25 protein-coding genes and 1 other RNA gene are annotated in these 23,532 nt (G+C 61.4%); 7 read left to right on the top strand and 19 right to left on the bottom strand.

The window, feature by feature from the left end; all coding sequences use genetic code 11:
- Positions 1–27: 27 nt before the first annotated feature.
- Positions 28–546, bottom strand: a complete 519-nt coding sequence (locus ACFJIU_RS06215) for a dihydrofolate reductase (protein WP_379072978.1) — start codon at positions 544–546, stop codon at positions 28–30.
- Positions 546–1,556, bottom strand: coding sequence for a DUF4424 domain-containing protein (locus tag ACFJIU_RS06210; RefSeq protein ID WP_379068797.1), 1,011 nt, complete (start codon positions 1,554–1,556; stop codon positions 546–548). Before ACFJIU_RS06210 ends, ACFJIU_RS06215 begins: the two co-directional genes overlap by 1 nt.
- Positions 1,557–1,678: 122 nt before the next feature.
- Here ACFJIU_RS06210 and cobF point away from each other — a divergent pair, with 122 nt between their 5' ends.
- Positions 1,679–2,440, top strand: coding sequence for a precorrin-6A synthase (deacetylating) (gene cobF / locus ACFJIU_RS06205; RefSeq protein ID WP_379068795.1), 762 nt, complete (start codon positions 1,679–1,681; stop codon positions 2,438–2,440).
- Positions 2,441–2,453: 13 nt separating this feature from the next.
- Here the strand turns inward: cobF and ACFJIU_RS06200 are convergent, their stop codons facing one another.
- The 4 genes from ACFJIU_RS06200 to modA all read right to left on the bottom strand — a co-directional run bounded on the left by ACFJIU_RS06200 (position 2,454) and on the right by modA (position 5,492).
- On the bottom strand, positions 2,454–2,795 hold the full coding sequence (locus ACFJIU_RS06200; protein ID WP_054308175.1) for a winged helix-turn-helix domain-containing protein: 342 nt from the start codon (positions 2,793–2,795) through the stop codon (positions 2,454–2,456).
- Between the two features lie 81 nt (positions 2,796–2,876).
- Positions 2,877–3,989, bottom strand: coding sequence for a molybdenum ABC transporter ATP-binding protein (gene modC, locus ACFJIU_RS06195; protein WP_379068792.1), 1,113 nt, complete (start codon positions 3,987–3,989; stop codon positions 2,877–2,879).
- Entirely contained in the window at positions 3,986–4,690 is a 705-nt protein-coding gene (modB, locus tag ACFJIU_RS06190) for a molybdate ABC transporter permease subunit (protein ID WP_379068789.1), read from the bottom strand. The genes modC and modB overlap by 4 nt, the downstream gene beginning before the upstream one ends.
- Before the next feature lie 16 nt (positions 4,691–4,706).
- Entirely contained in the window at positions 4,707–5,492 is a 786-nt protein-coding gene (modA, locus tag ACFJIU_RS06185; protein WP_379068786.1) for a molybdate ABC transporter substrate-binding protein, read from the bottom strand.
- Positions 5,493–5,694: 202 nt separating this feature from the next.
- On the opposite strand from modA, the gene ACFJIU_RS06180 reads away from it, so the two are divergent.
- Both ACFJIU_RS06180 and tsaA read left to right on the top strand, forming a co-directional pair.
- Complete coding sequence (locus ACFJIU_RS06180) at positions 5,695–5,901, top strand: molybdopterin-binding protein (protein ID WP_101935060.1); 207 nt, start codon at positions 5,695–5,697, stop codon at positions 5,899–5,901.
- Between the two features lies 1 nt (position 5,902).
- Positions 5,903–6,394, top strand: coding sequence for a tRNA (N6-threonylcarbamoyladenosine(37)-N6)-methyltransferase TrmO (tsaA, locus tag ACFJIU_RS06175; RefSeq protein ID WP_379068782.1), 492 nt, complete (start codon positions 5,903–5,905; stop codon positions 6,392–6,394).
- A gap of 45 nt (positions 6,395–6,439) precedes the next feature.
- On the opposite strand, the gene ACFJIU_RS06170 is transcribed toward tsaA, so the two are convergent.
- Entirely contained in the window at positions 6,440–7,066 is a 627-nt protein-coding gene (locus ACFJIU_RS06170) for a DUF1345 domain-containing protein (RefSeq protein ID WP_379068779.1), read from the bottom strand.
- Between the two features lie 376 nt (positions 7,067–7,442).
- On the opposite strand from ACFJIU_RS06170, the gene ACFJIU_RS06165 reads away from it, so the two are divergent.
- Positions 7,443–9,026 (top strand): DUF882 domain-containing protein, encoded by a 1,584-nt coding sequence (locus tag ACFJIU_RS06165; RefSeq protein ID WP_379068776.1) that lies wholly within the window; start codon positions 7,443–7,445, stop codon positions 9,024–9,026.
- 215 nt (positions 9,027–9,241) lie between these two features.
- Here the strand turns inward: ACFJIU_RS06165 and ACFJIU_RS06160 are convergent, their stop codons facing one another.
- From ACFJIU_RS06160 to ACFJIU_RS06120, 9 genes are all read right to left on the bottom strand, one after another.
- Positions 9,242–10,036, bottom strand: a complete 795-nt coding sequence (locus ACFJIU_RS06160) for a thymidylate synthase (RefSeq protein WP_379068773.1) — start codon at positions 10,034–10,036, stop codon at positions 9,242–9,244.
- Between the two features lie 148 nt (positions 10,037–10,184).
- Positions 10,185–10,496 (bottom strand): DUF2853 family protein, encoded by a 312-nt coding sequence (locus ACFJIU_RS06155; RefSeq protein WP_144378177.1) that lies wholly within the window; start codon positions 10,494–10,496, stop codon positions 10,185–10,187.
- A 254-nt stretch (positions 10,497–10,750) separates the two neighbouring features.
- The gene (locus tag ACFJIU_RS06150; protein ID WP_379068770.1) at positions 10,751–11,698 is read right to left on the bottom strand and encodes a substrate-binding domain-containing protein; all 948 of its coding nucleotides are present in this window, start codon (positions 11,696–11,698) and stop codon (positions 10,751–10,753) included.
- Between the two features lie 67 nt (positions 11,699–11,765).
- Positions 11,766–12,728, bottom strand: a complete 963-nt coding sequence (locus ACFJIU_RS06145; protein WP_379072976.1) for an ABC transporter permease — start codon at positions 12,726–12,728, stop codon at positions 11,766–11,768.
- A gap of 69 nt (positions 12,729–12,797) precedes the next feature.
- Positions 12,798–14,333 carry a sugar ABC transporter ATP-binding protein gene (locus ACFJIU_RS06140; protein ID WP_379068768.1) on the bottom strand — a complete coding sequence of 512 codons (1,536 nt, stop codon included), beginning with the start codon at positions 14,331–14,333 and terminating at the stop codon, positions 12,798–12,800.
- Positions 14,330–15,505, bottom strand: a complete 1,176-nt coding sequence (locus ACFJIU_RS06135; RefSeq protein ID WP_379068765.1) for a Gfo/Idh/MocA family protein — start codon at positions 15,503–15,505, stop codon at positions 14,330–14,332. The genes ACFJIU_RS06140 and ACFJIU_RS06135 overlap by 4 nt, the downstream gene beginning before the upstream one ends.
- A 2-nt stretch (positions 15,506–15,507) precedes the next feature.
- Positions 15,508–16,569 carry a sugar phosphate isomerase/epimerase family protein gene (locus ACFJIU_RS06130; protein WP_379068762.1) on the bottom strand — a complete coding sequence of 354 codons (1,062 nt, stop codon included), beginning with the start codon at positions 16,567–16,569 and terminating at the stop codon, positions 15,508–15,510.
- Between the two features lie 39 nt (positions 16,570–16,608).
- Positions 16,609–17,919: a xylose isomerase gene (gene xylA, locus ACFJIU_RS06125; protein WP_379068759.1), complete on the bottom strand. Its 1,311-nt coding sequence runs from the start codon at positions 17,917–17,919 to the stop codon at positions 16,609–16,611.
- Between the two features lie 75 nt (positions 17,920–17,994).
- Positions 17,995–19,020 carry a LacI family DNA-binding transcriptional regulator gene (locus ACFJIU_RS06120; RefSeq protein ID WP_379068756.1) on the bottom strand — a complete coding sequence of 342 codons (1,026 nt, stop codon included), beginning with the start codon at positions 19,018–19,020 and terminating at the stop codon, positions 17,995–17,997.
- Between the two features lie 139 nt (positions 19,021–19,159).
- Between ACFJIU_RS06120 and ssrA the strand changes: the two genes are divergently transcribed.
- Together ssrA and ACFJIU_RS06110 are read left to right on the top strand one after the other, a co-directional pair.
- Positions 19,160–19,517: a transfer-messenger RNA gene (gene ssrA / locus ACFJIU_RS06115) on the top strand.
- Positions 19,518–19,642: 125 nt separating this feature from the next.
- Entirely contained in the window at positions 19,643–20,245 is a 603-nt protein-coding gene (locus tag ACFJIU_RS06110; protein ID WP_379068753.1) for an AAA family ATPase, read from the top strand.
- Here the strand turns inward: ACFJIU_RS06110 and ACFJIU_RS06105 are convergent.
- Positions 20,169–20,711: a DUF1772 domain-containing protein gene (locus ACFJIU_RS06105; protein WP_379068750.1), complete on the bottom strand. Its 543-nt coding sequence runs from the start codon at positions 20,709–20,711 to the stop codon at positions 20,169–20,171. The two genes, ACFJIU_RS06110 and ACFJIU_RS06105, sit on opposite strands and share 77 nt — an antisense overlap.
- A 90-nt stretch (positions 20,712–20,801) precedes the next feature.
- On the opposite strand from ACFJIU_RS06105, the gene ACFJIU_RS06100 reads away from it, so the two are divergent.
- Positions 20,802–21,407 carry a TetR/AcrR family transcriptional regulator gene (locus tag ACFJIU_RS06100; protein ID WP_379068748.1) on the top strand — a complete coding sequence of 202 codons (606 nt, stop codon included), beginning with the start codon at positions 20,802–20,804 and terminating at the stop codon, positions 21,405–21,407.
- Positions 21,408–21,431: 24 nt separating this feature from the next.
- Here ACFJIU_RS06100 and ACFJIU_RS06095 read toward each other — a convergent pair whose 3' ends face one another.
- Positions 21,432–22,577, bottom strand: a complete 1,146-nt coding sequence (locus tag ACFJIU_RS06095) for a GGDEF domain-containing protein (RefSeq protein ID WP_379068745.1) — start codon at positions 22,575–22,577, stop codon at positions 21,432–21,434.
- A gap of 109 nt (positions 22,578–22,686) precedes the next feature.
- Positions 22,687–23,511 carry a class I SAM-dependent methyltransferase gene (locus ACFJIU_RS06090; RefSeq protein WP_379068742.1) on the bottom strand — a complete coding sequence of 275 codons (825 nt, stop codon included), beginning with the start codon at positions 23,509–23,511 and terminating at the stop codon, positions 22,687–22,689.
- Positions 23,512–23,532: the final 21 nt, after the last annotated feature.

Raw genomic sequence — 23,532 nt, 5'->3', positions numbered from 1 at the left:
CAGTTTTGCCGCGACGCTTTGTCTTGGTTAACCCCGAACCGACCTTTCATAGACAACATGACGCGTGGCATGGCTGTCTTTCTCGCCGGCAGGAATGTCTTCGGAACTGATGACACGCCACGTTTCGGGATCGATTGGTGGGAAGGATGTATCGCCATCGATCGAAGCCAGCACATGCGTGACATGCAGCCGATCTGCCAAAGGCAGCGCCTGGGCATAGATCTGACCACCGCCAATAACGCAGATTTCGTCAGCGGCAGCCATGCAACGGCCGCGAAGGCGGGCAAGCGCCAGACCATCCTCAAGGGAGGCCACGACTTCAGCCCCCTCTGCCTTGTAGGAAGGATCACGGGTGACGACTATGTTCAGTCGCTCCGGTAGCGGACGCTTGGGGAAACTCTCCCAGGTCTTGCGGCCCATGACGACCGGTTTGCCCAGCGTATCAGCCTTGAAGCGCTTGAGATCGGTGGACAGCCGCCATGGCAGGCCACCCTCGCGACCGATGATCCCGTTTTCGGCGATCGCGACATGGATTGATACCAGCATCACTTGCCGCTTTCATTTTCGGGTCTGTCGAGCAGCAGGATGTCGATATCGCGCTCCGGCACGAAATCCTCAGCCGTCATCTCGAAGGTCGTTGGCCCGGTCTTCTTCACACCGGTTCCGCAGAAGGAAACAAGAGACCGCGCATCGATCTTGTCGACCGTGAGCTTGAACTTGCCGATGCTGCCGGTTGCCCAGTTGCCGCCGGTGGTCAGGATATAGGCGATTCGGCTCTCATAAAGCTGCGGACTGCTGTCGGTATTGTCCTTCTGCGCCTTGCGCACGGCCGCCTCGAAGGCGTCATCCATGCAGTAGCGGCGTTTGTAATTGTCATACTCTCCTTCGAACTTGCCATCATTGAAGAAGGACAGGCCCGCAGTCGCGCCGACACTCGGCTTGTAACGATGAGAGACATGCACGGGTTTGCCTGCTGGAAAGGCTGCGCGCCACCAGAAAGTCGAGCGCGACTGCCAATAGGGTGAGCGCACGCTTTTCCAGCCCGTGCCGTCATCATATTGATCCATGACGATGACGCCGCGCGACAGCCAGTCATCCGCCACCGGTTGCGGCAGCTTTGCGAGCGCCGTCAGAGCCGCCTTGTCATAGGGATACAGCGGCACGTTCTGCGCTTTCAGTTCAGCGCTGACATCAACGCCGACCGCAAACGCCTTCTGCTCCAGCTCAGGTTTGACGGCAGTGCCATCCACCGTCACTTCGAAACCGAGAAAGTTGTCGCTGTTCTCTTCCGGTATGGAGGGCATCTCATAGGGATTGGCTTCGATTTCCGGCAGCGGGAACGCGACAATGGTGCTCACGTCCGTGTCGGACGTGTTGCGGAAGACGTAGTCGACCGTGACCCTGTCGGGCGAGATGAAAAGATCCTCGCTGTCCATCGAGACGACGTCGTTGCGCGACAGGATGAGCCCACCAGCACCAAGTTCCGCTGTGGAATCATTGGCAAGGGCCGGAGCTGCGACAAGCGCCATGCTGAGCGTCAGCGCGATGCGGACCATCGAAGCGATTCCCCTCTGAAGAAGCACTCAGAGCCTACTTGCTTCGAACGCCGCATCAAAGCCTTTCAATCATCGCCATTGCCGCTCTGGACAGGCCGGCGGGGATCAGGCAGGACAGCGCCATGCGCAAGGTTCTCGTGATCGGCATCGGCGCCGGCAACCCCGAACATGTGACGGTGCAAGCCATCAACGGCCTGAACCGCGCCGACGTGCTGTTCATTCCCGACAAGGGTGCAAGGAAGAGCGAACTTGCAGAACTGCGCCGCGACATCTGCGATCGTTTCGTCACCAATCCCGCATCGCGCCGCGTCGAGTTCGACGTGCCTGTGCGGGCCGAGCCGGCGCCGTCCTATCACGTGACCGTTGACGACTGGCATGAGGAGATTGCCGGCATCTACGAGCGCCTGCTGCTCGAAGAAATCGCCGAGGATGGCTGTGGCGCCTTCCTGATCTGGGGTGATCCGTCGCTCTATGATTCCGCGCTCCGCATCCTGGATCGCGTCAGCCGGCGGGACAATGTCAGCTTCGAACTGGAAGTCATCCCCGGCATCACCGCCATTCAGGCTTTGGCTGCTGGCCACAAGATGGCCTTGAACCGCATTGGCGATCCATTCCTGGTCACCACGGGACGTCGGCTGACGGAACAGGGCTTGCCCGACGACGCCGGCACCACAGTGGTGATGCTCGATGGCAAGTGTTCGTTCCAGTCGGTCGCCGACAAGGACGCCATCATCCACTGGGGCGCCTATCTCGGTACGGCCGACGAAATCCTGATCCATGGCCGCCTGGGCGACGTCGAAGACGAGATCGTCAGGACCCGTGAGGCGGCCCGGCTTCGCAAGGGCTGGATCATGGAGACCTACCTGCTGCGCAAACCGGACTAAGCTGCGCAGGCAGTCATGCCGCGTCGATTTCAGCCTGAAGGGCTTCCATGTGCGCCTGCGCCGCCGCGGTGGCAGCCCGTTCGATGGCCCGGTAGCGGCTGACCACTGCAAGTCCCACCGCCGTCAGTTGAGCGCCGCCACCCTTGCGCCCCCCGGTCTGTGCCGCCACCAGTGGCTTGCCGAAGACGCGGTTCATGTCTTCGACCAGATCCCACGCATGCTTGTAGGACATCTCCATGCCCCGCGCGGCCGCTGAGATCGAGCCGAATGCAGCGATCTGTTCCAGCAATTCTATTTTGCCGGGGCCGATGCGGCCATCCGGGTCGAGATTGATCCGCAGGCTGAGAGAAGGCACGTTTTCCTCCCGCGTTATGTGCTGCTTGTTGTTGCCATCGTTATTCCACGACAGAATAGCGCATGACAAGAGGCTGAGATTTCAGGCGTCGAATTGCCCCTTCGGAGCCGTCGCCGTATTGGCCTGATCGAAACTCACGGTCTTGATGACCGCGAAGACATCGCGACCGGGAGCGAGCGAGAGCGTTTGCTGCGACTGCCGCGTGATGCGCGCCATCACAGCCACCCCGTTGCAATCGATCCTGACCTCCACCGCGGCCCCCTCGCCTGGCTCGATCGCGGCGATGCGACCGGCCAGCACATTGAGTGCACTCAGACCATGCGGCTGCTCGGTCGCTATCATGACGTCGCGCGCACGAACGCGAATCCGCATCGGCTGGCCGACAACGGCCTGCACATAGGGAACACGGATTTCGCCCGCGGGTGAGCCGAGTACTGTCATGCCGAAACGCTCGTCATGATGCAGCACGCGTGTGTCCAGCACAGCACCACCCTCCACCCGCTCGTCATGGGAAAGCAGGTCGAGCCGCTGCATGATCTCGGTGGTCGGACCCGCGGCAGCGACCTTGCCTTGCGCCATCACCACGACATCGCTTGCAAGCCGCGCCACTTCAGCAATCGAATGACTGACATAGACGATCGGGATTTTCGTCTCGTCGCGCAGCCTCTCGATGTAGGGCAGGATTTCAGCCTTGCGGGCTTCATCCAGCGAGGCGAGCGGCTCGTCCATCAGAAGCAGTTTCGGGCTGGCCAACAGTGCGCGGCCGATCGCAACGCGCTGCTTTTCGCCGCCAGAGAGTTTGCCCGGCCGACGGTCGAGCAGATGGCCGATCCCAAGCAACTCGACAACGGCACCCAGATCGCCGTAGCGCTCCCCCGCCGGCGTGAACCAACGGCCGTAGCCCAGATTGGTGGCCACGCTCATGTGTGGGAACAGGCGCGCGTCCTGGAACACCATTCCGATGCGTCGCTTGTGCCTCGGAATGAAAACGCCTTTGCTGGTGTCGACCAACACCTGCCCATCGATGGCGATTCGACCGCGCTCGGGCCGGATCAATCCGGCGATGGCGTTGATCAACGAGGTCTTGCCGGAACCGGAAGGCCCAAACAACGCTGTCAGGCGACCCGAACTTTCAAAGGCCGCCTCGAGCGAAAAGCCGCCTTGTCGGTGGCCAATATCGACCGCGACGCTCATTCGATGTCCATCCGCCGACCGACGCGGCGCGCCAGAACTTCGGAGGCGATCAGGGCAGCCATCGAGATGACGATGCTGATGAGTGTCAGCCTCAACGCCCCTTCATCGCCACCGGGCACCTGCGTGAAGGTGTAGATCGCCGAAGGCAGCGTCTGCGTCTCGTTGGGAATATTGGAAACAAAGGTGATGGTCGCGCCGAATTCACCCATCGCCTTGGCGAAGGAGAGGATGGCGCCGGCGATCATGCCGGGCAGGATCAGTGGAAGCGTGATGGTGGCGAACACCCAGAGCGGACTGGCACCCAGCGTTCCGGCAGCAGCCTCCAGCTTGCGATCCACGGCCTCGATGGAAAGGCGGATCGCTCTCACCATCAGTGGAAACCCCATCACACCGCACGCCAGGGCCGCACCGGTCCAGCGGAACGAAAAGACGAGACCGAAATAGTCGGCAAAAAAGACTCCGGCGGGTCCACGCCGACCGAAGGCGAGCAGCAACAGATAGCCGGTAACAACCGGCGGCAGGATCAGCGGCAGGTGCACGACGCCGTTGAGCAGCGTCTTGCCCCAGAACCTGCCTCGCGCCAGAAGCAGCGCCACGGCGATGCCGAGCGGCAGACTGACCAGCATCGCAACCGTGGCAACCTTGATGGACAGCCGGACCGCATTCCATTCGTCAGGGCTGAGGTCCAGCAGCCAGTTCATGCGCTCTTACAGTACCTTACTGGGTGGGCGCGAGCAGCGTGAAACCCTGCGCCTTGAAAAGCTCGCCTGCCTTAGCAGACCGCAGGCACTTGAGGAATGCCGGCGCATCCTTGTCCTTGGATTCCGCCGTCTGGGCGACCGGATAGACGATGGGAGGATGCGTCTCTTCCGGGAAAACACCGATGACCTTGACGCCCTTTTCGGCATTGGCGTCGGTCTGATAGACGATACCGGCGGCCGCTTCGCCGGTGGCCACCAGCTTGAGCGCGGCGCGGACATTCTCCGCCTGCGCCACCTTGCCTTCGACCGAAGACCACGCGCCGAGCGATTCCAGTGCCGCCTTGCCGTACTTGCCGGCCGGCACCGCCTTGAAGTCGCCCATGGCAAGCTTGCCGTCGCCAATCACCTTGGCGAGGTCAAACCCTTTCTCGATCTTGACCTCGGCTTTGGAGTCCTTGGGCGCCACCAGCACGATCTGGTTGCCGAGCAGCTTCACCTCGGTGTCGGACTTGGTCAGCTTCTTGTCGGAGAGATATTTCATCCAGTCGAGGTCGGCCGAGATGAACACATCCGCCGGCGCTCCTTCCTCGATCTGCTTGGCCAGCGCGGAGCTTGCGGCGTAGGAAATCTTGGCAGTCTCGCCGACATCCTTTTCGCAGGCCTTGTTGACCTCATCGAGCGCATTCTTGAGGCTGGCGGCAGCAAACACGACAACTTGCTCGTCCGCGCGCGCAGCGGGCGCTGCCAGCGTCATCGCCCCGGCAGCCAGCGCCATCAGCACCAAACCATTATGTTTCGTCATCGAAGCTCTCCCTGATTTTGCAAACCCGTCCAGCCAATGGCTTGGGTCGATATATCCATATGAACATAACAAAGGGAAGGCTTCTGCGTATTTTTCAGGAAAAGAGTTTCACTGAAAACACGTTGTAACGGCCGACCATGGCGGGCTACGGTGACCGTCCGCGCAACGACGCGCATCGGACGAAAATCAACAGGAGTCTCCCATGAAAATCAGTGCGCGAAACACGTTGAAGGGCAAGATCGTCGAGATCACCAAGGGCGCGACCACCTCGCATGTGCGCATCGACATCGGCGGCGCAGTGGTCACCTCGTCCATCACCAACGAAGCCGTAGCCGACCTCGGGCTTGCCGTCGGCAAGGATGCCTATGCCGTCATCAAGGCATCCGACGTCATGGTCGGCATCGACTGACTTGGTGCGCGAGAACGAAATCCGCCAAGGCGAGATCGCCGTCGACGCCCCCGCGCCGACGGACGCCGGCCTTGTCTTCATTGGCACGATCCGCACACCATGGGCCTCGCGGCTGATGGCGCCGCGCCAGGGTCGTGCCGACGGCCCGATCTGCCGCATCGAGATTTTTCCGCTGTGGCGGGAGGCGCTAGCCGGCATTGAACAGTTCGAACGCCTCGAAGTGCTCTACTGGCTGCATCTGTCGCGGCGCGATCTGGTCCGTCAAAGCCCGGCCAATGATGGTTCCGCGCGCGACACGTTTGCCCTGCGCTCGCCGGTCAGGCCGAACCCGATTGGCACCTCGATCGTCACATTGATCAGCGTCGAAGCTTCGACCGTCCTGGTACGGGGTTTGGATTGCCTCGATGGAACCCCCCTGCTCGACCTCAAGCCGGACCGCGCACTGTTCAGCCCGATCGCTCCGCCGCAGCCGGGCGATTTCGAAGTGGGTTGAAGTGGCACTAGGCCGTCAGCAGCGAAGAGGCCCGGCATCCTCCTCCTAATTTGCCGAAACCACGACATTGACCGCCGCCGCGACCAGGACAGCATTGAAGAAATACGCGAAAATCGAGTGCACCAGGGCAAATCGCCGGATGGGTCGACTGGAAATGGTAACGTCGGATGTCTGTGCAGCCATGCCGATAACAAAAGCAAAGTAGGCAAAATCCAGAGCATCTGGGTTTGTTTCGCCGGCGAATTCGAGCCCTTGACCGGATCTGCCGTCACTGTCGCGGCGCCAGTAGAGATGCGCGTAGCGAGACGCTGCCATCGCGTGCGTCGTCGCCCAACCCAGCGGTACGGAAAGCAGCGCCAATATCAACCAGGGGGATGACGGCCTGATCTCGGCATTGATGATCATGAAAAGCGAAACGAGCGACGTGGCGACGATCCCCATCGTTATGAGAAACAGCACCCACTCGGGAGCCTCGCTGCGTGCGACAACCTTCTTCAGATGGTCTCCGCTCAGCCGATCCAGATTTCTCAGAGCCTGGATCAGGTAGACAGCAAAGAAACAATTGGCAGCGACGATGACGGCAAGTTTCCAGTTGATCCACCAGGCCAACAGGCCGCCGACCGCGAAGGCTCCCGCTACCAGCAGGAACAGTGATCGTTGAGTTGTACTCATGAATGGCGCTGCCTCCCAGGGACGCATCTTTTGCTTCGATAGATACATGATACCATCAGGAGCACGAACACTGTCGCCTCGGCGGTTCCACGCCTGCCCGGATAGCCCGGTTGGGTTTTAACCAGAACGCCGACAGCCTTTCCCTGGGACCGGTGAAACGCCTCCGAGGCAATAAAGAGCCGGTGGCAAAAGCAGGATTCGTGCACGGCCTGATCAGGATTTCTTAACCAAGATGATACACATCTCGGTAACGACTGAGCCAAACGACCCGCCGTCTGTCCCGAAAGAAATGTCGTGCTTTGCCACGATACCGGACCATTGACGGCAAATCCTGAAGAAGCCGCCGGCCGCCCGAAACGGACAGCAAGTGCAAGGCATGAATGTGATCGATTTCCAGAAAAACGTCCGGTGTTCCTTCCTTGCCTGGATAGGGTTGTCGTCCCTGGTGGCGGCATTGCTGTGCATAAGCGCCGCCAGCGCGTTGGCGGAAACACGCAGCCTGAAACTCCGCCACCTGCATACCGGTGAGACGGCAGAGATCGTCTACAAGCGTAACGGGCGTTACGACCAGGCGGGGTTGAAGAAAATCAACATCATGCTGCGCGACTGGCGCCGCAACGAGCCGACGAGGATGGATCCGCGCCTGCTCGACCTTGTCTGGCAGGTCTATCGCACCAGCGGCTCGACAGCCTATATCAATGTCGTCAGCGGCTACCGCTCGCCCGCGACGAACGCGATGCTACGCAGTCGTTCGAAGGGCGTCGCCCGTGAAAGCCAGCACATGGTTGGCCGGGCAATGGACTTCTTCCTCCCAGACGTGCCGCTGAAGAAATTGCGTGACATAAGCCTCAGGATGCAGGGCGGCGGGGTCGGTTTCTATCCAACCTCCGGCTCGCCTTTCCTTCACATAGATGTCGGCAATATCCGTCACTGGCCAGGCATCAGCCGCCAGGAACTCGCCAGGATATTCCCCGACGGCAAGACGCTGCATCTGCCGAGAGACGGCAAGCCGCTACCCGGCTATGACCAGGCGCTTGTCGCCCATAAATCCCGTCGTGAAGCCGGCGCACCGAAGGTGGAGTTGGCCAGCGTCGGCGACAGTCAACGCAAGCCGCGTGGCCTGCTGGCGTCGCTGCTGGGTGGACGCGGCCAAAGCGAGGCCGAGACTGTTGCCAGCGCCGTGCCGACGCCGCGTAATCCCGCCAGACCCGCTGACGCAACACAAGTCCGGCAGAGTATCGCCATTGTGGCCGCCAAGGACGCTCAGCGTGCGAATATCCAGACCGTACCGGCTGTTCCGGTCGAGGAAGCACCGGCTGAACGAAAGCCGGAAACGCCTGAAACCACCGTCGCGGCGCTGGCGTTGCAATCTGTGCCGTTGCCGGTATTTGCCGAGCGTCGCGATCCGACGCTGAACAGCCCGCGCCCCGAAACCATACCCTTCGCAATCTCTGACGCGGCCGCAGCCCGGACCGCGTTACCCTCCGCCGGGAGCTTAACAGCTGAGAGGGTCGCCCTGAACATTCCCGTGCCCAGTTGGCGACCGGAGAACTTGCAGAGTGCAGCAGCACGGCCGGACACGGTCAGATCTGAAGACGCCATTGCTGCCTTGCTGACCGTCAGGCATCCCGACGAAGGCCCTGCCCTTCCAGCGAGCAAAGTCGACGCGATCCCTCCGACCGAGATGAAGGACCGTATCAAGACCAGTCAAAAAGCCGACCGTTTGCGGTCCGAGCCTCCGGCGGTCGCCATGCAGGCGAGCTACAAGCCCACTGAGAATGACCTCACGATCACCGGCGCAATTGGTTCAGCCGCGCCGCCTCGTGCGGCCGCCGCGTTCATCCGCACAGCGGCGGTGCAGGTCTATATCGACGGTTTTCGTCCCGACAGGGAGCCGTCCGACCATCGCCGTTTTACCGGTTCATCCGTGAAGTTTCTCCCCATCGCCAGCTTCAAATAGCGGATGCGGGACGGATGGCGGACGGTGCTACGACGTCGGAGGGCGTGACCTTCATTTCGTCAATCGGAGTGGTGGCGCCAACATCGTCTGGCTCCGACATGCACCCGACGGAACATCCGTTGAAACGGCCTTGGCCTGTTTGGCGCTGCGGTGCCTTGCCTGCCCGCAACCCAGCTCACAAGCTGCGGCGGAAAGCTGCGCTCAGTCCACCGGCATCACACGGCGATCGGTGCCTTGATCGTCGCATCGGCGACGTAGTTTTCCAGACGGAAATCCTCGAAGCGGAAGGCGAAGAGGTCCCTCACCTCCGGATTGATCCACATCGTCGGCAACGCCTTCGGCTGGCGGCGAAGCTGTTCGCGCGCCTGCTCGAAATGGTTCGAATAGATGTGCGCATCGCCAAGCGTATGCACGAAGTCACCGGGCTTCAGCCCTGTCACCTGGGCCACCATCATGGTCAGCAACGCATAGGAAGCGATGTTGAACGGCACACCGAGGAAGATGTCGGCCGAGCGCTGGTAGAGCTGGCAGGACAGTCGCCCGTCAGAAACATAGAACTGGAACAGGCAATGGCAGGGTGGCAGCGCCATCTGTTCCACTTCAGCGGGGTTCCATGCCGAAACGATGAGCCGACGCGAATAGGGATTGCAGCGGATTTCGCGTAGCAGGTTCTCGATCTGGTCGATCGTACCGCCTTGTGCATCGGGCCAGGAACGCCACTGCTTTCCATAAACCGGACCGAGATCGCCGTTGGCGTCGGCCCATTCGTCCCAGATGGAGACGCCATTGTCATTGAGATATTTGATGTTGGTGTCGCCGGCCAGGAACCACAGCAACTCGTGGATGATCGACTTGAGGTGCAGCTTCTTGGTGGTCAGCACCGGGAAGCCCTGCCCCAGATCGTAGCGCATCTGGTAGCCGAACACCGAGCGTGTTCCCGTACCCGTGCGGTCACCCCGGTCGGTGCCGTTCTCCAGGACATGGTTGAGCAGGTCGAGATATTGGCGCATCGCTATCGCCCTGATTCGCTGTTTTGGCGTTGGCCGCGATCATACCCGGCCAATGCTTGCCAGGCTATTGCCCAGGCAGACCAAACCACAGCATTCCGGCGCGGGAGCGCGCCGGAGGTATCGTCAAACAATGAGGAAGCTGTAAAGCTCAGAGCGAGCCGAGCTTGCCGAGGTCCTTGGCGACCAGATAGTAGAAGGTCACCCGGTTCTTGGTGTTGTCCGCGCTCATCGCCTTGCAGGTCTTCTCGATCGCAGCGTCAGCCTTGGCGGCATCGGCAATGCCGAGCTTCTTGCCGACCCAGCTGTCACGCACGCGCTTCAATTCTTCCGGATCGGTGCAGGACACCAGCGAGGAGTCGCGGTTCCTGAGCGCGATGCCCAGGTGCTTCACGATCTTGTCGACGACATCGGCACTGGCACCGGCGTCATACTTCTTCACGTCTGCAAGATAATCGCTCATCAGGAATTCCCCTCATCGGAGCCACGTCTGTCCGGTGAGACAACGACCGGCCAAAACCGGATTCTCCACACCGGGGCAAACCTTCGGTTGCAGTTTGTCGCAAGTCAAGCCTTGCAGACAGGGTTTGACATAGCATCACGCTGGAATGCTTGCCTTTTTACGTTACGAAAGCTGATTTAAGGACACAAAGACGGCCCAGCTAAATTAGCTGGACCGCCTCCTGCCCCCGCCTCGCTATGAGCGACTGCTTTCGCTCAAAATGGCGAATCCGGGAAATAGAAGTTCTTGGCATTCTCCGGGGTGATCAGCGTCGCATCGAGGATGTAGTTGCCGCTGACCGGCACCTGATCGATCAACGCTGCCGCGGTCAGTTCCATCGCGGTGCCGACCATGGCCGGCGGATAGAGCACATCGACCGGGATCATCTTGTCGCCATCCATGACTTTCTTGATCATGTCCTTCGAGCCGGCGCCGGCAACGACGTACTGGATATCGGTGCGCTTTGCCTGCTCGATGGCCTGCAGCACGCCGACCGCCATGTCGTCGTCCTGGCACCAGACCACATCGATCTTCGGATATTTGGTCAGGTAGTCCTGCATGACCTTGAAGGCGTCGTCGCGGTTCCAGTTGCCGAACTGGCGGTCCAGAACCTTGACCTTCGAGCCGGCGATACCCTTGTCGAAACCGTCCTGGCGCTGCTGGTCGATCGGGATCGGCAGGCCGCGGATGATGACGACTTCTGCCTCCGGCGTCTTTTCGGCAATGTATTTGCCGGCCACTTCACCAAGTGCCGGATTGTTGCCGGCGACATAGAGGTCGCGTACGGAGTTGTCGTTGCTCGATGGAGCGCGGTCGACAAGCGCCACGAACTTGCCCTTGTCTTTCACTTCCTTGATGGCGTTGACCAGCGGATCCGGGTCGGACGGCAGGATCACCAGCGCATCGATGCCCTGTGTCTCCAGATCCTGCACGGCGTTCGCCTGGCTGGCGGCGTCTGGCGAAGTCTTGACGATGACGTTCAGCCCCGGATGCTCTTCCATCAGCTTCTTGGCGACACGTTCGGCATGAAACACCACGCCGGCAGTCCAGCCATGGTCGGCCGCCGGGATCGAGACGCCGATCGTCTTCTTGTCCTGCGCCTGGGCAACGCTCATCAGCGCCACCATGGCGACCGCTGCCACTCCGATTAGTCGTTTTTGCATTGTTTCCTCCCTATGCTTGCAGGTCTGGTCGGTCAGTGGCCGGGCGACCCGAGGACCCGGCCCCGTTTCAGGTTTTCCTCACCAGTGAGCGTTGGACGAGCATGGCGATGATGATAATCGCGCCCTGGATGGCCCCGAGCAGGTATTCGCTGACAAAGTTCGAAAGCAGCATGATGTTGCCGACGATCTCCAGGATGAAGGCGCCGCAGATCGTGCCCCAGATGCGCCCTACCCCGCCGCGCAACGCCGTGCCGCCAACCACCACCGCGGTGATCGCCTGCAGTTCCCACATCAGGCCGGTGGTCGCGGACGTAGAACCAAGGCGGGGAATGTAGATCAGGCAGGCCACAGCCACGCACAGCCCCTGGATCACATAGGTGAGCGTGCGCACGCGGCTCACCGGGATGCCGGAGTAATGCGCCACGTCCTCGTTGGAGCCGACCGCGACAACATGGCGACCATAACGCGTGCGATAGAGTACGAAAGCGCCGACGGCTGCGGTGATGACGATCACATAGATCGGGAACGGCACGCCGAAAATCTCGCCGAAATAGACCGGCCGATAAAGCGACTGCACTTCAGGATTGCGGAGCGTGATGGCCCCGCCTTGCGACAGCCATGTGGTCAGCCCGCGATAAATGCCCATCGTGCCCAGCGTTGCGATGAACGGCTCGATTCGCCCGACCGTGGTGATCAGGCCATTGGCCAGTCCGCAGGCCGCGCCAATCGCAAGCGCAAGCAACGCCGCTGCCACGATCGTCATCATCGGATCGCTGACCGCACCACTGTTCATGAACAGGATGGTAAGGCTCGCCACGAAGGCCACCATCGAACCGACCGACAGGTCCAGCCCGCCCGCCGAGATGACGAAGGTCGCTCCCACTGCGATGATCGCGATGAAGGCGCTGCGTGTCAGCACATTGAGCAGATTGTCGACGCTGATGAAATTCGGATTGGCGAAGGCGCCAAGCACGAGCAGAAGTGCCAATGCCACGAAGGGTGCCACTGCCCGCAGGTCCACGTCCTTCAGGACCGTTTCGCTTTTGCCGTTGCTGCTGCCGTTTCGGTCATTCTTCTCCCGCCCAAAGCATGCCGCGCATCAGGCGGCCTCTCCCGTTTGCACGCCGGTTGCCAGCACGACGATCTCGTTTTCGTTCATGTGATCGCCGGCCACCTCGCCGACGATATGGCCGGTCCGCATCACCAGAATGCGGTCGCACAGGCCGATCAGCTCCGGCATCTCGGATGAAACCACGATGATGGACCGGCCTTCCGCCGCCAGCCCGGCAATGAATTTGTAGATCTGCTGCTTGGTGCCGATGTCGATGCCGCGCGTCGGCTCGTCGATGATGACGATTGACGGGTCCAGCAGCATCATCTTGGCAAGCAGCAGCTTCTGCTGGTTGCCGCCGGACAGTTGCCCGGCGAGCAGATCCTTGCTGCCGGTCCGGATGTCGAATTCGGAAATTGCCTTGTCGAGCGCCTCACGCTCCCATGCACGGTCCACCTGCCCCCAACGCACGAAACGCCCGAGTGAAGCCAGAGTGAGATTGACCCTGAGATCCTTGGCGAGCAACAGGCCCTTGCCCTTGCGGTCTTCGGAAAGGTAGGCAATGCCGGCCTTCAGGCTGTCATGCACATTGGCAAAACTGACCGGCCTTCCGGCAAGGCGAACCATTCCGTGCGCCGGCCGCAAGCCAACCATACCCTCCATCAGCTCCGTGCGCCCGGCACCGACGAGACCGGCAAATCCCAATATCTCGCCTTTACGCAATTGGAAGGAAGCGTGCCCGGCATAGCCCGGCACGGACATATCCTCGACCTCGAGTACGACCTCACGCGCCGCCACGGTCGCCCGATCCGGATAAAGCTTGGCCACGTCGCGCCCGACCATCAGCCTGGCCATGTCGACGGGTTCGACTTCAGCCGCATCGCGCGTCGTGACCAGCCGACCATCGCGCAGCACGGTCACCTTGTTGGCGATTTGCTTCACCTCCGGCAGACGGTGCGAGATGTAGAGGACGGCCGTGCCCTTGGCGCGGATATCGGCAATGACCTTGAGCAGCGCCTCCGTCTCCACCGGTGTCAGAGACGCAGTCGGCTCGTCGAAGATGACGAGACGGTGCGGCACCAGCAGCGAGCGTGCGATCTGCACCAGTTGACGCTGTGCAATCGACAGGCGCCCCACCGTCATGGTCGGGTCGATATCGCCACCGAGTTCGCGGATTGCTTTTCGCGCGCCGTCGTTCATGGCCTTGTCGTCGAGCACGAGGCCTTTGGCGATCTCACGTCCGAGATAAACGTTCTGAGCGACAGTCAGGTCTGGCGCCAGCAGGATTTCCTGGTGGACGAGAACGATGCCGCGGTGCTCGGCATCGACCGGCCCGGAGAACACCACCGGCTGACCGTCGATCCTGATCTCGCCTTCCGTTGGTTGCAGATGGCCGGACAGGATCTTCATCAAGGTCGATTTGCCGGCACCGTTCTCGCCGATAATCGCATGCACCTGACCGACCTCGACGGTGAGATCGATTCCCTTCAGCACCTGCACCGGACCAAAAGACTTCGAGAGTCCTGCAACGGTGAGCAGCGGAGCTGTGCCATCGGCTGGTGCCAGTGAAGATGCCGGGCTCATCCCACCTTCGTCCACACATTGCCGCCTTTCGACGAAGCGACGGCAGCCTCGATGAACTGCATGCCTTTCAGGCCATCCTCGACGGTCGGATAGATCACATCGGCGTCTGGTTTGCCGCCTGCGCGAGCCGCGCGGATGGCGTGTGCAGCTTCGGCATAGATCGTTGCGAAGCCCTCAAGATAGCCTTCGGGATGCCCGCCCGGAACGCGCGTCACCCGCACCGCCTCTGCCCATGCGCCATTGCCGCCACGGGTGAAAAGCTGTTTTGGCTGGCCGAACCGGGTGAACCAGAGATAGTTCGGATCGGCCTGAACCCATTCGAAGCCGCCCTTGGTGCCGTAGACGCGCAGTTTCAGCCCGTTCTCGTGGCCGACGGCGACCTGGCTTGCCCAGAGCATGCCACGCGCGCCGCCCTTGTAGCGGAGCAGGATCTGGACATCGTCGTCGAGCAGCCGGCCAGGCACGAAAGCCGTCAGCTGCGCCAGCAGCTCTTCCGTCTCCAGGCCGGTGACGAAGGCAGCGAGATTATAGGCATGGGTGCCGATGTCGCCGATCGCGCCGCCGGCACCGGAGCGTTTGGGATCGGTGCGCCACTCCGCCTGCTTGGAACCTGCGAGTTCCGCACGCTCGGTCAGCCAGTCCTGCGGGTATTCCACCTGCACCAGCCGGATGTCACCCAGTTCGCCGGCGGCGACCATGGCACGCGCCTGCCTGATCATCGGATAGCCGGTGTAATTGTGGGTCAGCACGAAGACCTTGCCGGTCTTATTGACCAGATCGACCAGTCCCTGCGCCTCGGCGACGGTGGTGGTGATCGGCTTGTCGCAGATCACGTGGATGCCCGCCTCCAGGAACGCTTTCGCGGCCGGTGCATGCATATGGTTCGGCGTAACGATCGAGACTGCTTCGATGCCGTCCGGCCGGGCAGCTTCCGCCTTGGCCATCTCCGCGAATGAACCGTAGGCACGGTCCGCCGCGATGCCCAGATCGAGCGCCGAGGCCTTCGCGCGTGCCGGATCAGAAGAGAGCGCGCCGGCGACGAGATCGAACTGATCATCGATGCGGGCGGCGATGCGATGGACAGCGCCGATGAAAGCGCCCTGCCCACCACCGACCATGCCGAGCCGGATGCGACCGCTCTGCGTCTCCTGTTTGCTGCCTTCGATTGCCATGATCAGCTCCTGTCCAGTCCGAGCATCTTGCGGTTAGCGGCATCGTCAGTGCCGGCCCCGGCAAAGTCGTCGAACGCATGCTCGGTGACGCGGATGATGTGATGCTTGATGAATTCAGCGCCTTCGCGCGCACCATCTTCGGGGTGCTTCAGCGCGCATTCCCATTCCAGCACCGCCCAGGAATCAAAATCATAGGCGGTAAGCTTGGAGAAGATGCCGCCGAAATCGACCTGGCCGTCACCCAGCGAGCGGAAGCGCCCGGCCCGGTCGACCCAGCTCTGGAAGCCGCCATAGACGCCTTGGCGACCGGTTGGGTTGAACTCGGCATCCTTCACATGGAAGGCCTTGATGCGCTCGTGATAGAGGTCGATGTAGTCGAGATAGTCGAGCTGCTGCAGCACGAAATGCGACGGATCGTAGAGCAGGTTGGCGCGGGCATGGTTGTTCACCCGCTCGAGGAACATCTCGTAGCTGACGCCATCATGCAGGTCTTCGCCCGGATGGATCTCGTAACAGAGGTCGACGCCATGCTCGTCAGCATAGTCGAGCAGCGGTCTCCAGCGCTTCGCCAGCTCATCGAAGGCAGCTTCGACCAGGCCGGCTGGACGCTGCGGCCATGGATAGACATAGGGCCAGGCAAGCGCGCCCGAGAATGTTGCGTGTGCTTTCAGGCCAAGATGTTTCGAAGCCCGGATCGCCCGCTTGACCTGATCGACTGCCCATTCCGTTCGCGCACCAGGATTGCCGCGGACTTCCGGCGCGGCGAAACCGTCGAAGGCAGCATCGTAGGCCGGATGGACGGCCACGAGCTGGCCCTGCAGATGCGTGGAGAGTTCCGTGATCTCCAGCCCATGGCTGGCAGCCACGCCCTTCACTTCATCGGCATATCCCCTTGAATCCGACGCTTTCTTCAGGTCGAACAGGCGCGCATCCCAGGTCGGGATCTGTACCCCCTTGTATCCGAGGGAAGCCGCCCATTTGCAGATGGCGTCGAACGAATTGAACGGCGCGGCATCCCCGGCGAACTGCGCCAGGAAAATGGCCGGTCCCTTGATGGTCTTCATCGATCTCCTCCAATTCAGGCAACCGCGTGTGGGCTGCACTTACACATAGCGGTTGACGATATTTTCCAGATATTCCTGCCGCCCCGAGCGCGGCTCCGGTTCGATGCCGTCGGCGACGACCCTGGCAGCGAGATCCTCGAGCGTTGTTCCGCCGGAGAGCACCTTTTTTGCATCGGCGCTTGCCCAGCCGGCGTAACGCTGTTCGAGCGGATCGGACAACGCCTTGTCCTCGATCATGCGCGCTGCGGCCTTCAGGCCACGCGCGCAGCAGTCAATGCCTCCGATGTGAGCGATCAGCAGATCCTGTGGATCGAGCGACTGGCGCCTCAGCTTGGCGTCGAAGTTGGTGCCGCCCGTGGTGAAACCGCCGGCCTTCAGCACCTGATAATAGGCAAGCGCCATCTCGGGCACATTGTTGGGGAACTGGTCCGTGTCCCAGCCCGACTGGTAGTCGTTGCGGTTCATGTCGATGGAGCCGAAGATGCCGAGCGCGTCGGCGAGCGCCAGCTCATGCTCAAAGGAATGACCGGCCAGAATGGCGTGGCCCTGCTCTATGTTGAGCTTGACCTCCTTCTCCAGGCCGAAGTCCTTGAGGAAGCCGTAGACTGTGGCGACGTCGTAGTCGTACTGGTGCTTGGTCGGCTCCTGCGGCTTCGGCTCGATCAGAATAGTGCCTTTGAAGCCAATGCGATGGCTGTAATCGACGACCATCGACAGGAAGCGGCCAGCCTGTTCGCGCTCGCGCTTCATGTCCGTGTTGAGCAGCGTTTCATAGCCCTCTCGGCCACCCCAAAGCACATAATTCTCGCCACCGAGCCGCTTGGTGACGTCGATGCATTTCTTCACCGTGGCGGCGGCGTAGTAGAACACATCCGGATCCGGATTGGTGGCGGCGCCAGCCATATAGCGGCGGTGCGAGAACAGATTGGCCGTGCCCCAGAGCAGCTTGACTCCGGTCTCCTGCTGCTTTGCCGCAAAGATATCCGCCACCGCGTCTAGTCGCGCTGCGCTCTCGGCGAAATTCCCGCCTTCCGGCCGCACATCGGCATCATGGAAGCAATAGTAAGGCACGCCGAGAGTGGAGAACATCTCAAAGGCCACATCGGCTTTCAGCCTGGCCGCCTCCATGGTGTCGCCGAACCAGGGGCGCTCGAAGGTCTGGCCGCCGAAAGGATCGCCGCCCGGCCAGGCGAAAGAGTGCCAATAGGCGACGGCGAAGCGCAGGTGTTCCTCCATGCGCTTGCCCAGAACGACCTCATCCTTGTTGTAGAAACGATAGCCGAGCGGATTGGTCGAATCCGGACCTTCGTACTTCACCTTGCCGATATCGCCGAAAAATCCTGTGCTCACTCTTGAAACTCCTTGTAGGTCGTATGCCCATTCGTCTCGCGAAACCGTGGGAGGACAGCTTCGTTCATCTCGGACTCATGGCAGATTGTCCCGGATGTAGATTTCGATCCGGATGGCTTCCTGGTTGGCGATGACGGGCGTATCGTCGATCCGGGCCTTCAACAGCCGGATCGCGCTGCGCACTTCATGACCGGCGTCCTGATTGATGACCGCGTCGAAGATGCCGTCGCGCAGCGCCTGCTTCGAGTGACCGGTGAGTTCATGCGCAACCACCGTGATCCCGCGATACTCTGTTCTCGACGTCAGCACGTCGATGACGCCGCGGTTGCCGGCGCCAATGCTGTAGAGGCCAACGACATCGTGCTCGCGGTCAAGAAGTTCGGCCAGCAATGTCCGCGTCACTGCGGCATCGTCCCGCCCCTCAAGCACCGGCAGGCATTCAAGCCCCGGAAATGCTTCACCGATCGCCTGTTGGAAGGCGGCGCGACGCTCGGCATGGTCTTTCACCAGCATCGAGCCGGCGACCAATGCCACCTTGCCGGACCGGCGACCACAGAAACGACCGACAAGGCTTGCCGCGGTTCGACCGGCGGCAATGTTGTCGATGCCTACATAGTGGTCCCGATAGACATCGGAGACATCGGAAACGAGAGTGACTACCGGAATGCCAGCCTCTCTTAACCGCGCCAGGGCTCGACGCACACGTTCGGATTCGGTCGCGACCAGGGCGACACCCGACACCTGTGCCGTGTCGATTCTGTCCAGCGCGGCCGCCAGCGCGTCGGCATCGAACGTCTTCACCTTGCGAATATCGAGATGGGTGCGGTCGAGAACCGAATAGAGCTTGGCCTGGCTGAGCTCCTGTTCCAGCCCGAGCATGAAACTGTTCGATCCCTCGGGAACGATGAAAAGCAGGTTGTAGACGCGTTGCTTGGCAAGGTTGGCGGCTGAGATATCGCGTACATAGCCAAGCCTGAGAATGGCTGCATTGACGCGCGCCACCGTCTCGGCGCGCACGCCTGAACGCCTGTTCAGCACGCGGTCGACGGTTGCCAGACTGACACCCGCCTCCCCGGCCACATCATGAACCGTTGGACGCATTCCTCACTCCCGGCGTCGACCTAGCATGGAGTTTTGAGGTACGTAAAGCAGATTCTGATGTACGTATCTCACGATCGATCATCCGTCAGTTCAAAGCCTTCGCTGATCTTCTGTGCAAGGCTCTGTTTTCGTTCCTCTTGCTATTGAAACCCAGCGGGCCGGTCCGTATATTGGAGGTGTCCTGGCAACAGGACTATGGTGCTAAACCGACTGTGCAATAGGCGATCCGGACGCGGTTTCGATACCGCCACCTCCACCATAATCCGTCCCCGCGCGACGGCTTATGATGGGGGTGAAATGGGTTCGACGGGCGTTGAAAGACAGATTGCTGTACCCGGCATTGTACCACCGTTATCGGGCTAAACTTATAGTTGCCAACGACAACTATGCGGAAGCTCGTCTCGCTGCTTAATGCGGCGCGAACGCTTCAAATCAAGCCCTAGCGGTTCGCACCTCTAGGCGGGGTCCGGAGGCACCTGGCAACAGAAGCCTCCACTTCTCCCCCGACATCCATTCGCCTCGCCCAGCCGGTCTCCCGGATCCACGCGACGCGCCCTTCCCAAATCCCAAAACCTGGACGACGGCCCGACCGGGCTCGCCGAAGGCATCCATGGAGACAGCCTTGCAGAACCATACCGACCAATTCTTCGTGCTGACAGGCGGCCCGGGCTCAGGCAAGACCACGCTCATCGAGGCGCTGGCGGCAAAAGGCTACGCCACGGCGCCTGAGGCAGGCCGCAGCATCATCCAGGACCAGATGACGGTCGGAGGATCAGCGTTGCCCTGGAACGACAGGACCCTGTTCGCCGAACTGATGCTGGCCTGGGAACTACGCTCCCACCACACCGCAGCCCGCCTGTCGGGGCCGGTGTTCTTCGACCGCGGCGTACCGGACACGCTCGCCTATCTCAGCCTGAGCGGCCTGCCGGTACCGGCACATATGGAAAAGGCGGCCGGACATTTCCGCTACAACCGCCGTGTTTTCATCGCACCGCCATGGCCCGAGATCTTTACGCAGGATGCCGAACGCAGCCAGGACCTCGATGAGGCTGAGCGCACCTTCGAAGCTCTGGTCGACACCTATCCGCGCTATGGTTACGAACTCATCACATTACCACGGACATCGGTCGAAGAGCGCCTTGCGTTCATCATCGAAGAGCTCGATTCGCAGAACGACCCGCTAGGAAAAGGGCGAGCCCGACCAGCGCCAGACACAGCAGGCTGAAACCTGTGCGCAAGGTGTTCCACCAGGTCCAATCGACAGAATAGGCACGCCAGAGCTTCGCGGCCTCGGCCGCATCGTCCGGCACGGCCGCGATCGCCAGCGCTTCATTCATCGGCACGTTGACGGCGAAGGTCGGCAGGAAGGCGCCAAACAGATAACTTGCGGCGGCAGCCAGCATGGCAAGCGCCGCCGCTCGCCAACCTGCCCCGAGCAGCGCGACCGCGGCCAGCGTGGCGGCAATCGGTGTGCCGAAAAAGGCCGGGGCAAACACCGCATTGCGAACCGTCGCATTGATGCCCTGCATGGCGACCACGGCATGCGCCGGCGCCACCGCATCCAGGCCGCGCATGACGGAACTCGTATAGGCATAGAAAAACCCGGCAATTGCGCCGGCAAGCAGCAACGCGACGCCTGACAGTCCCAGCGCCACAGCCGTAAGCGTTCGATTTTCCCGCATCGTGCTCATGATTTCCCCGTTCAGTTTGAGTACCAATCAGTACTTGCAGCATTCAGTACCGTATGGTACTCAAACATGCAAGCTACGGAGACCTGCAATTTGCCTGCAAAAATGTCCGCCAATCGACGCGACGACATCCTGGATGCCGCGCTGGAACTCCTCGCCACGGGAGGACTTGAGGCGGTCACCACCACGGCCCTCGCCCGCGTCGCCAGATGTTCGAAGGACACGCTTTACGTGCTGTTCGAAAACCGTGACGCCATCCTGGCCGCCCTCGTCGAACGACAGGCTTCGCAGCTGAACACTACCCTGCAGGAAAGCGATGTCGAAGCCTCGCCGCTCGATCGGCTAAAGCTGATCTCCACCCAATTGCTGAAACTGCTGACCTCGCAGGCATCGCTTGCCATCAACCGGGCAGCGCTCAGCGACGCCAGCGGCGATCTGTCCAGGATACTGATAACTGCCGGCAAGGAACGCTCCGCGCCGAAAATCATGGCGGCGATCGAAGCACTCGACCGAAAAGGCGTCATCCGCACCCCCGATCTCCTCGACGCCTACCGGACGCTCTACGGCCTGCTGATCGGCGATCGCCAGATCCTGGCGCTGCACAATGCCTACGAGCCCGCGGAAGACGCCGAAACCATTGCAGTCCGAGCAGTCGAGCGCCTGGTGAGGCTCTATGCATCCGATCCGAGGGAAAGCTGATTGCGTTATCCGACGCCACCGCCACTAGGCTGCGGCCGACAGTTCCTGTCTGTCGGTGACCGTCCGATCACGCCCCGCGTGCTTGGCGGCATAGAGCATCTTGTCGGCGCGAGCGATCGCATCCCAGAGCGGCTCGCCCTGCTGGCATTCAACAATGCCGAAGCTGCAGGTCACCTTGAAGCCAGCTGGCAAGTTTGCCAGTTCACTTCCCGCTATCTCATGCCTCAATTGTTCGGTCAGCACGTAAGCGTCGTCGACCGCGCAGTTTCTGAGCAGGATGACGAACTCCTCGCCGCCGATGCGCGCAACCAGATCCTGCGCCCTCACGCAACGCCTGATCATTCCGGCAACGGCTGAAAGGACAATGTCGCCGGCGGCGTGACCGAAGCGATCATTGATCGATTTGAAGCGGTCGATATCGCAGGCAACCACACTGACGACGCCGTTGGCTGCGCCGGACAGAACCTGTACAGCCCGCGCTTCAAGGCCGCGACGGTTGAGCAGGCTGGTCAAAAGATCACTGTCCCGCTCGGCCTTCAGGCCCAGCACCACATCGGCGCATACCACCACCAGCAGGCCAAGTCCCATTGCCACACCCAACACCGACATGGCGAACTGTGCCCACAACCAGAACGGCGAGTCGAAGAAGGCGGCGACATCATTGATGGGCACCGATCCACCGGTGAGCAGCGTGCGCAACACGAAAGTCAGCGAAAGCCCCGACAGCATCCACAACAGCGCCTTGTCGATGGTGCTGCCGCGCACCAGACGCCGCAGCTTCCAGGCCGCGCTCAGCACGATGCCCGCCATGCAGAGATTGAGCAGGCAGGCGCGTATCTGCAGGTTGTCTTCGACATAGTAGAAATAGCCGAGCAGGCCAACGGTCGACACCATCCAGGCGGCATGTTCGCCAACGGGCATGCGATCGCCCGAGCGCACGAGCACACCTTCCGCCAGGAGCAGCGGGCCAGCGGTGTATAGGACCGCGCAGGCCAGGTTGTTCAGGCCGATGTCCGACGGCCACAGCGCGAACTGCACCACCGTGCCGGCGCTGACCGCGAGAAACGCCAGCGAAAAAAGCAAGAGATGCCGACGACGGCGGTCGAGCAGCCATACGCTGAAGAAGCTGGCTGCAAACAGGAGCAGCAGTGCCGAAGGAATGAATTTCAAGATATTCGCCCGCGCCTGTGACCCGCGTCAAATGCCGGTCGATATCTACAAGACACGGGTAAACAAGAGGATAGCGCGATAGCAAAAAGGTTCCCGCAAGGAGCTGGGGCTAGCCTGCGCGGCGCGCCCAGGCACAGACCTGCGCATGCGCAATGATCTGACCCTGTACCGCCACCGTCGCTTCCCGCAGCCTCGCCTCCAGCGTGTCGATATCGACAGTCGCCTCGGTGGCGAGGCCTAACTGAACCAGCTTGGGCAAAAGGGATCGAATGGTTTCCGCTATCCAGGCGTGGTGTGGTGCATCCGGTCCGCCCGCCACCGGCGTCTCACTGAAGAGAGAGGGGGCAGGCAAGCCGGCCTCCGTGTAGATGCCGAAGAGCTTGTCGGCGGCATCATGGTGCGGCGCCGCCATATGGAACAGTGTGAACAGCCAATCGCCGACCTGTTCCCACAAAGGCACGGCAGGCAACGACGCGAACGGATGCCGGTGGCTGACTTCGTGGAATGCGACGATACCACCAGGGCGGACAAGTTCGGTCACGCGGCGGACAAGCGCCACCGGATCCGTCTGATGGACAAGGACATAGCGGCCGATGACCAGGTCGAAACCGGCCTCGTCGACAAAATCCTCGACCGCTTCGGCCTCGAAAACAGCTTGCGGGTACCCTGCTGCCCGCTGCTGCGCCACCGCAATGGCATCGGCGCTCCGATCTATACCGACCACCAGGCCGGCAGGCCCGACCATCTCGCATGCTAGCATCGCGACGTCGCCGGCGCCGCAACCCACATCGAGAACCCGCATGCCTGGCACGATTCCGGCTTCACGCAGCAGACGTGCAGTGATCGGCTTGAGGATCTCGGCCTGCAGCACGAGGCGGCGGATTTCCGATGCCGAATGGCCGAGAATGTAGGCGGCGGGTGTCGTCTCGTTCATGGAGCAACTTCCTCGAGGCGC

This window comes from Mesorhizobium sp. UC74_2 (assembly GCF_042701485.1).
Classification (GTDB): domain Bacteria; phylum Pseudomonadota; class Alphaproteobacteria; order Rhizobiales; family Rhizobiaceae; genus Mesorhizobium.
The sequence above is the reverse complement of the archived record's forward strand: the minus strand, read 5'-3'. Positions and strand labels throughout refer to the sequence as shown.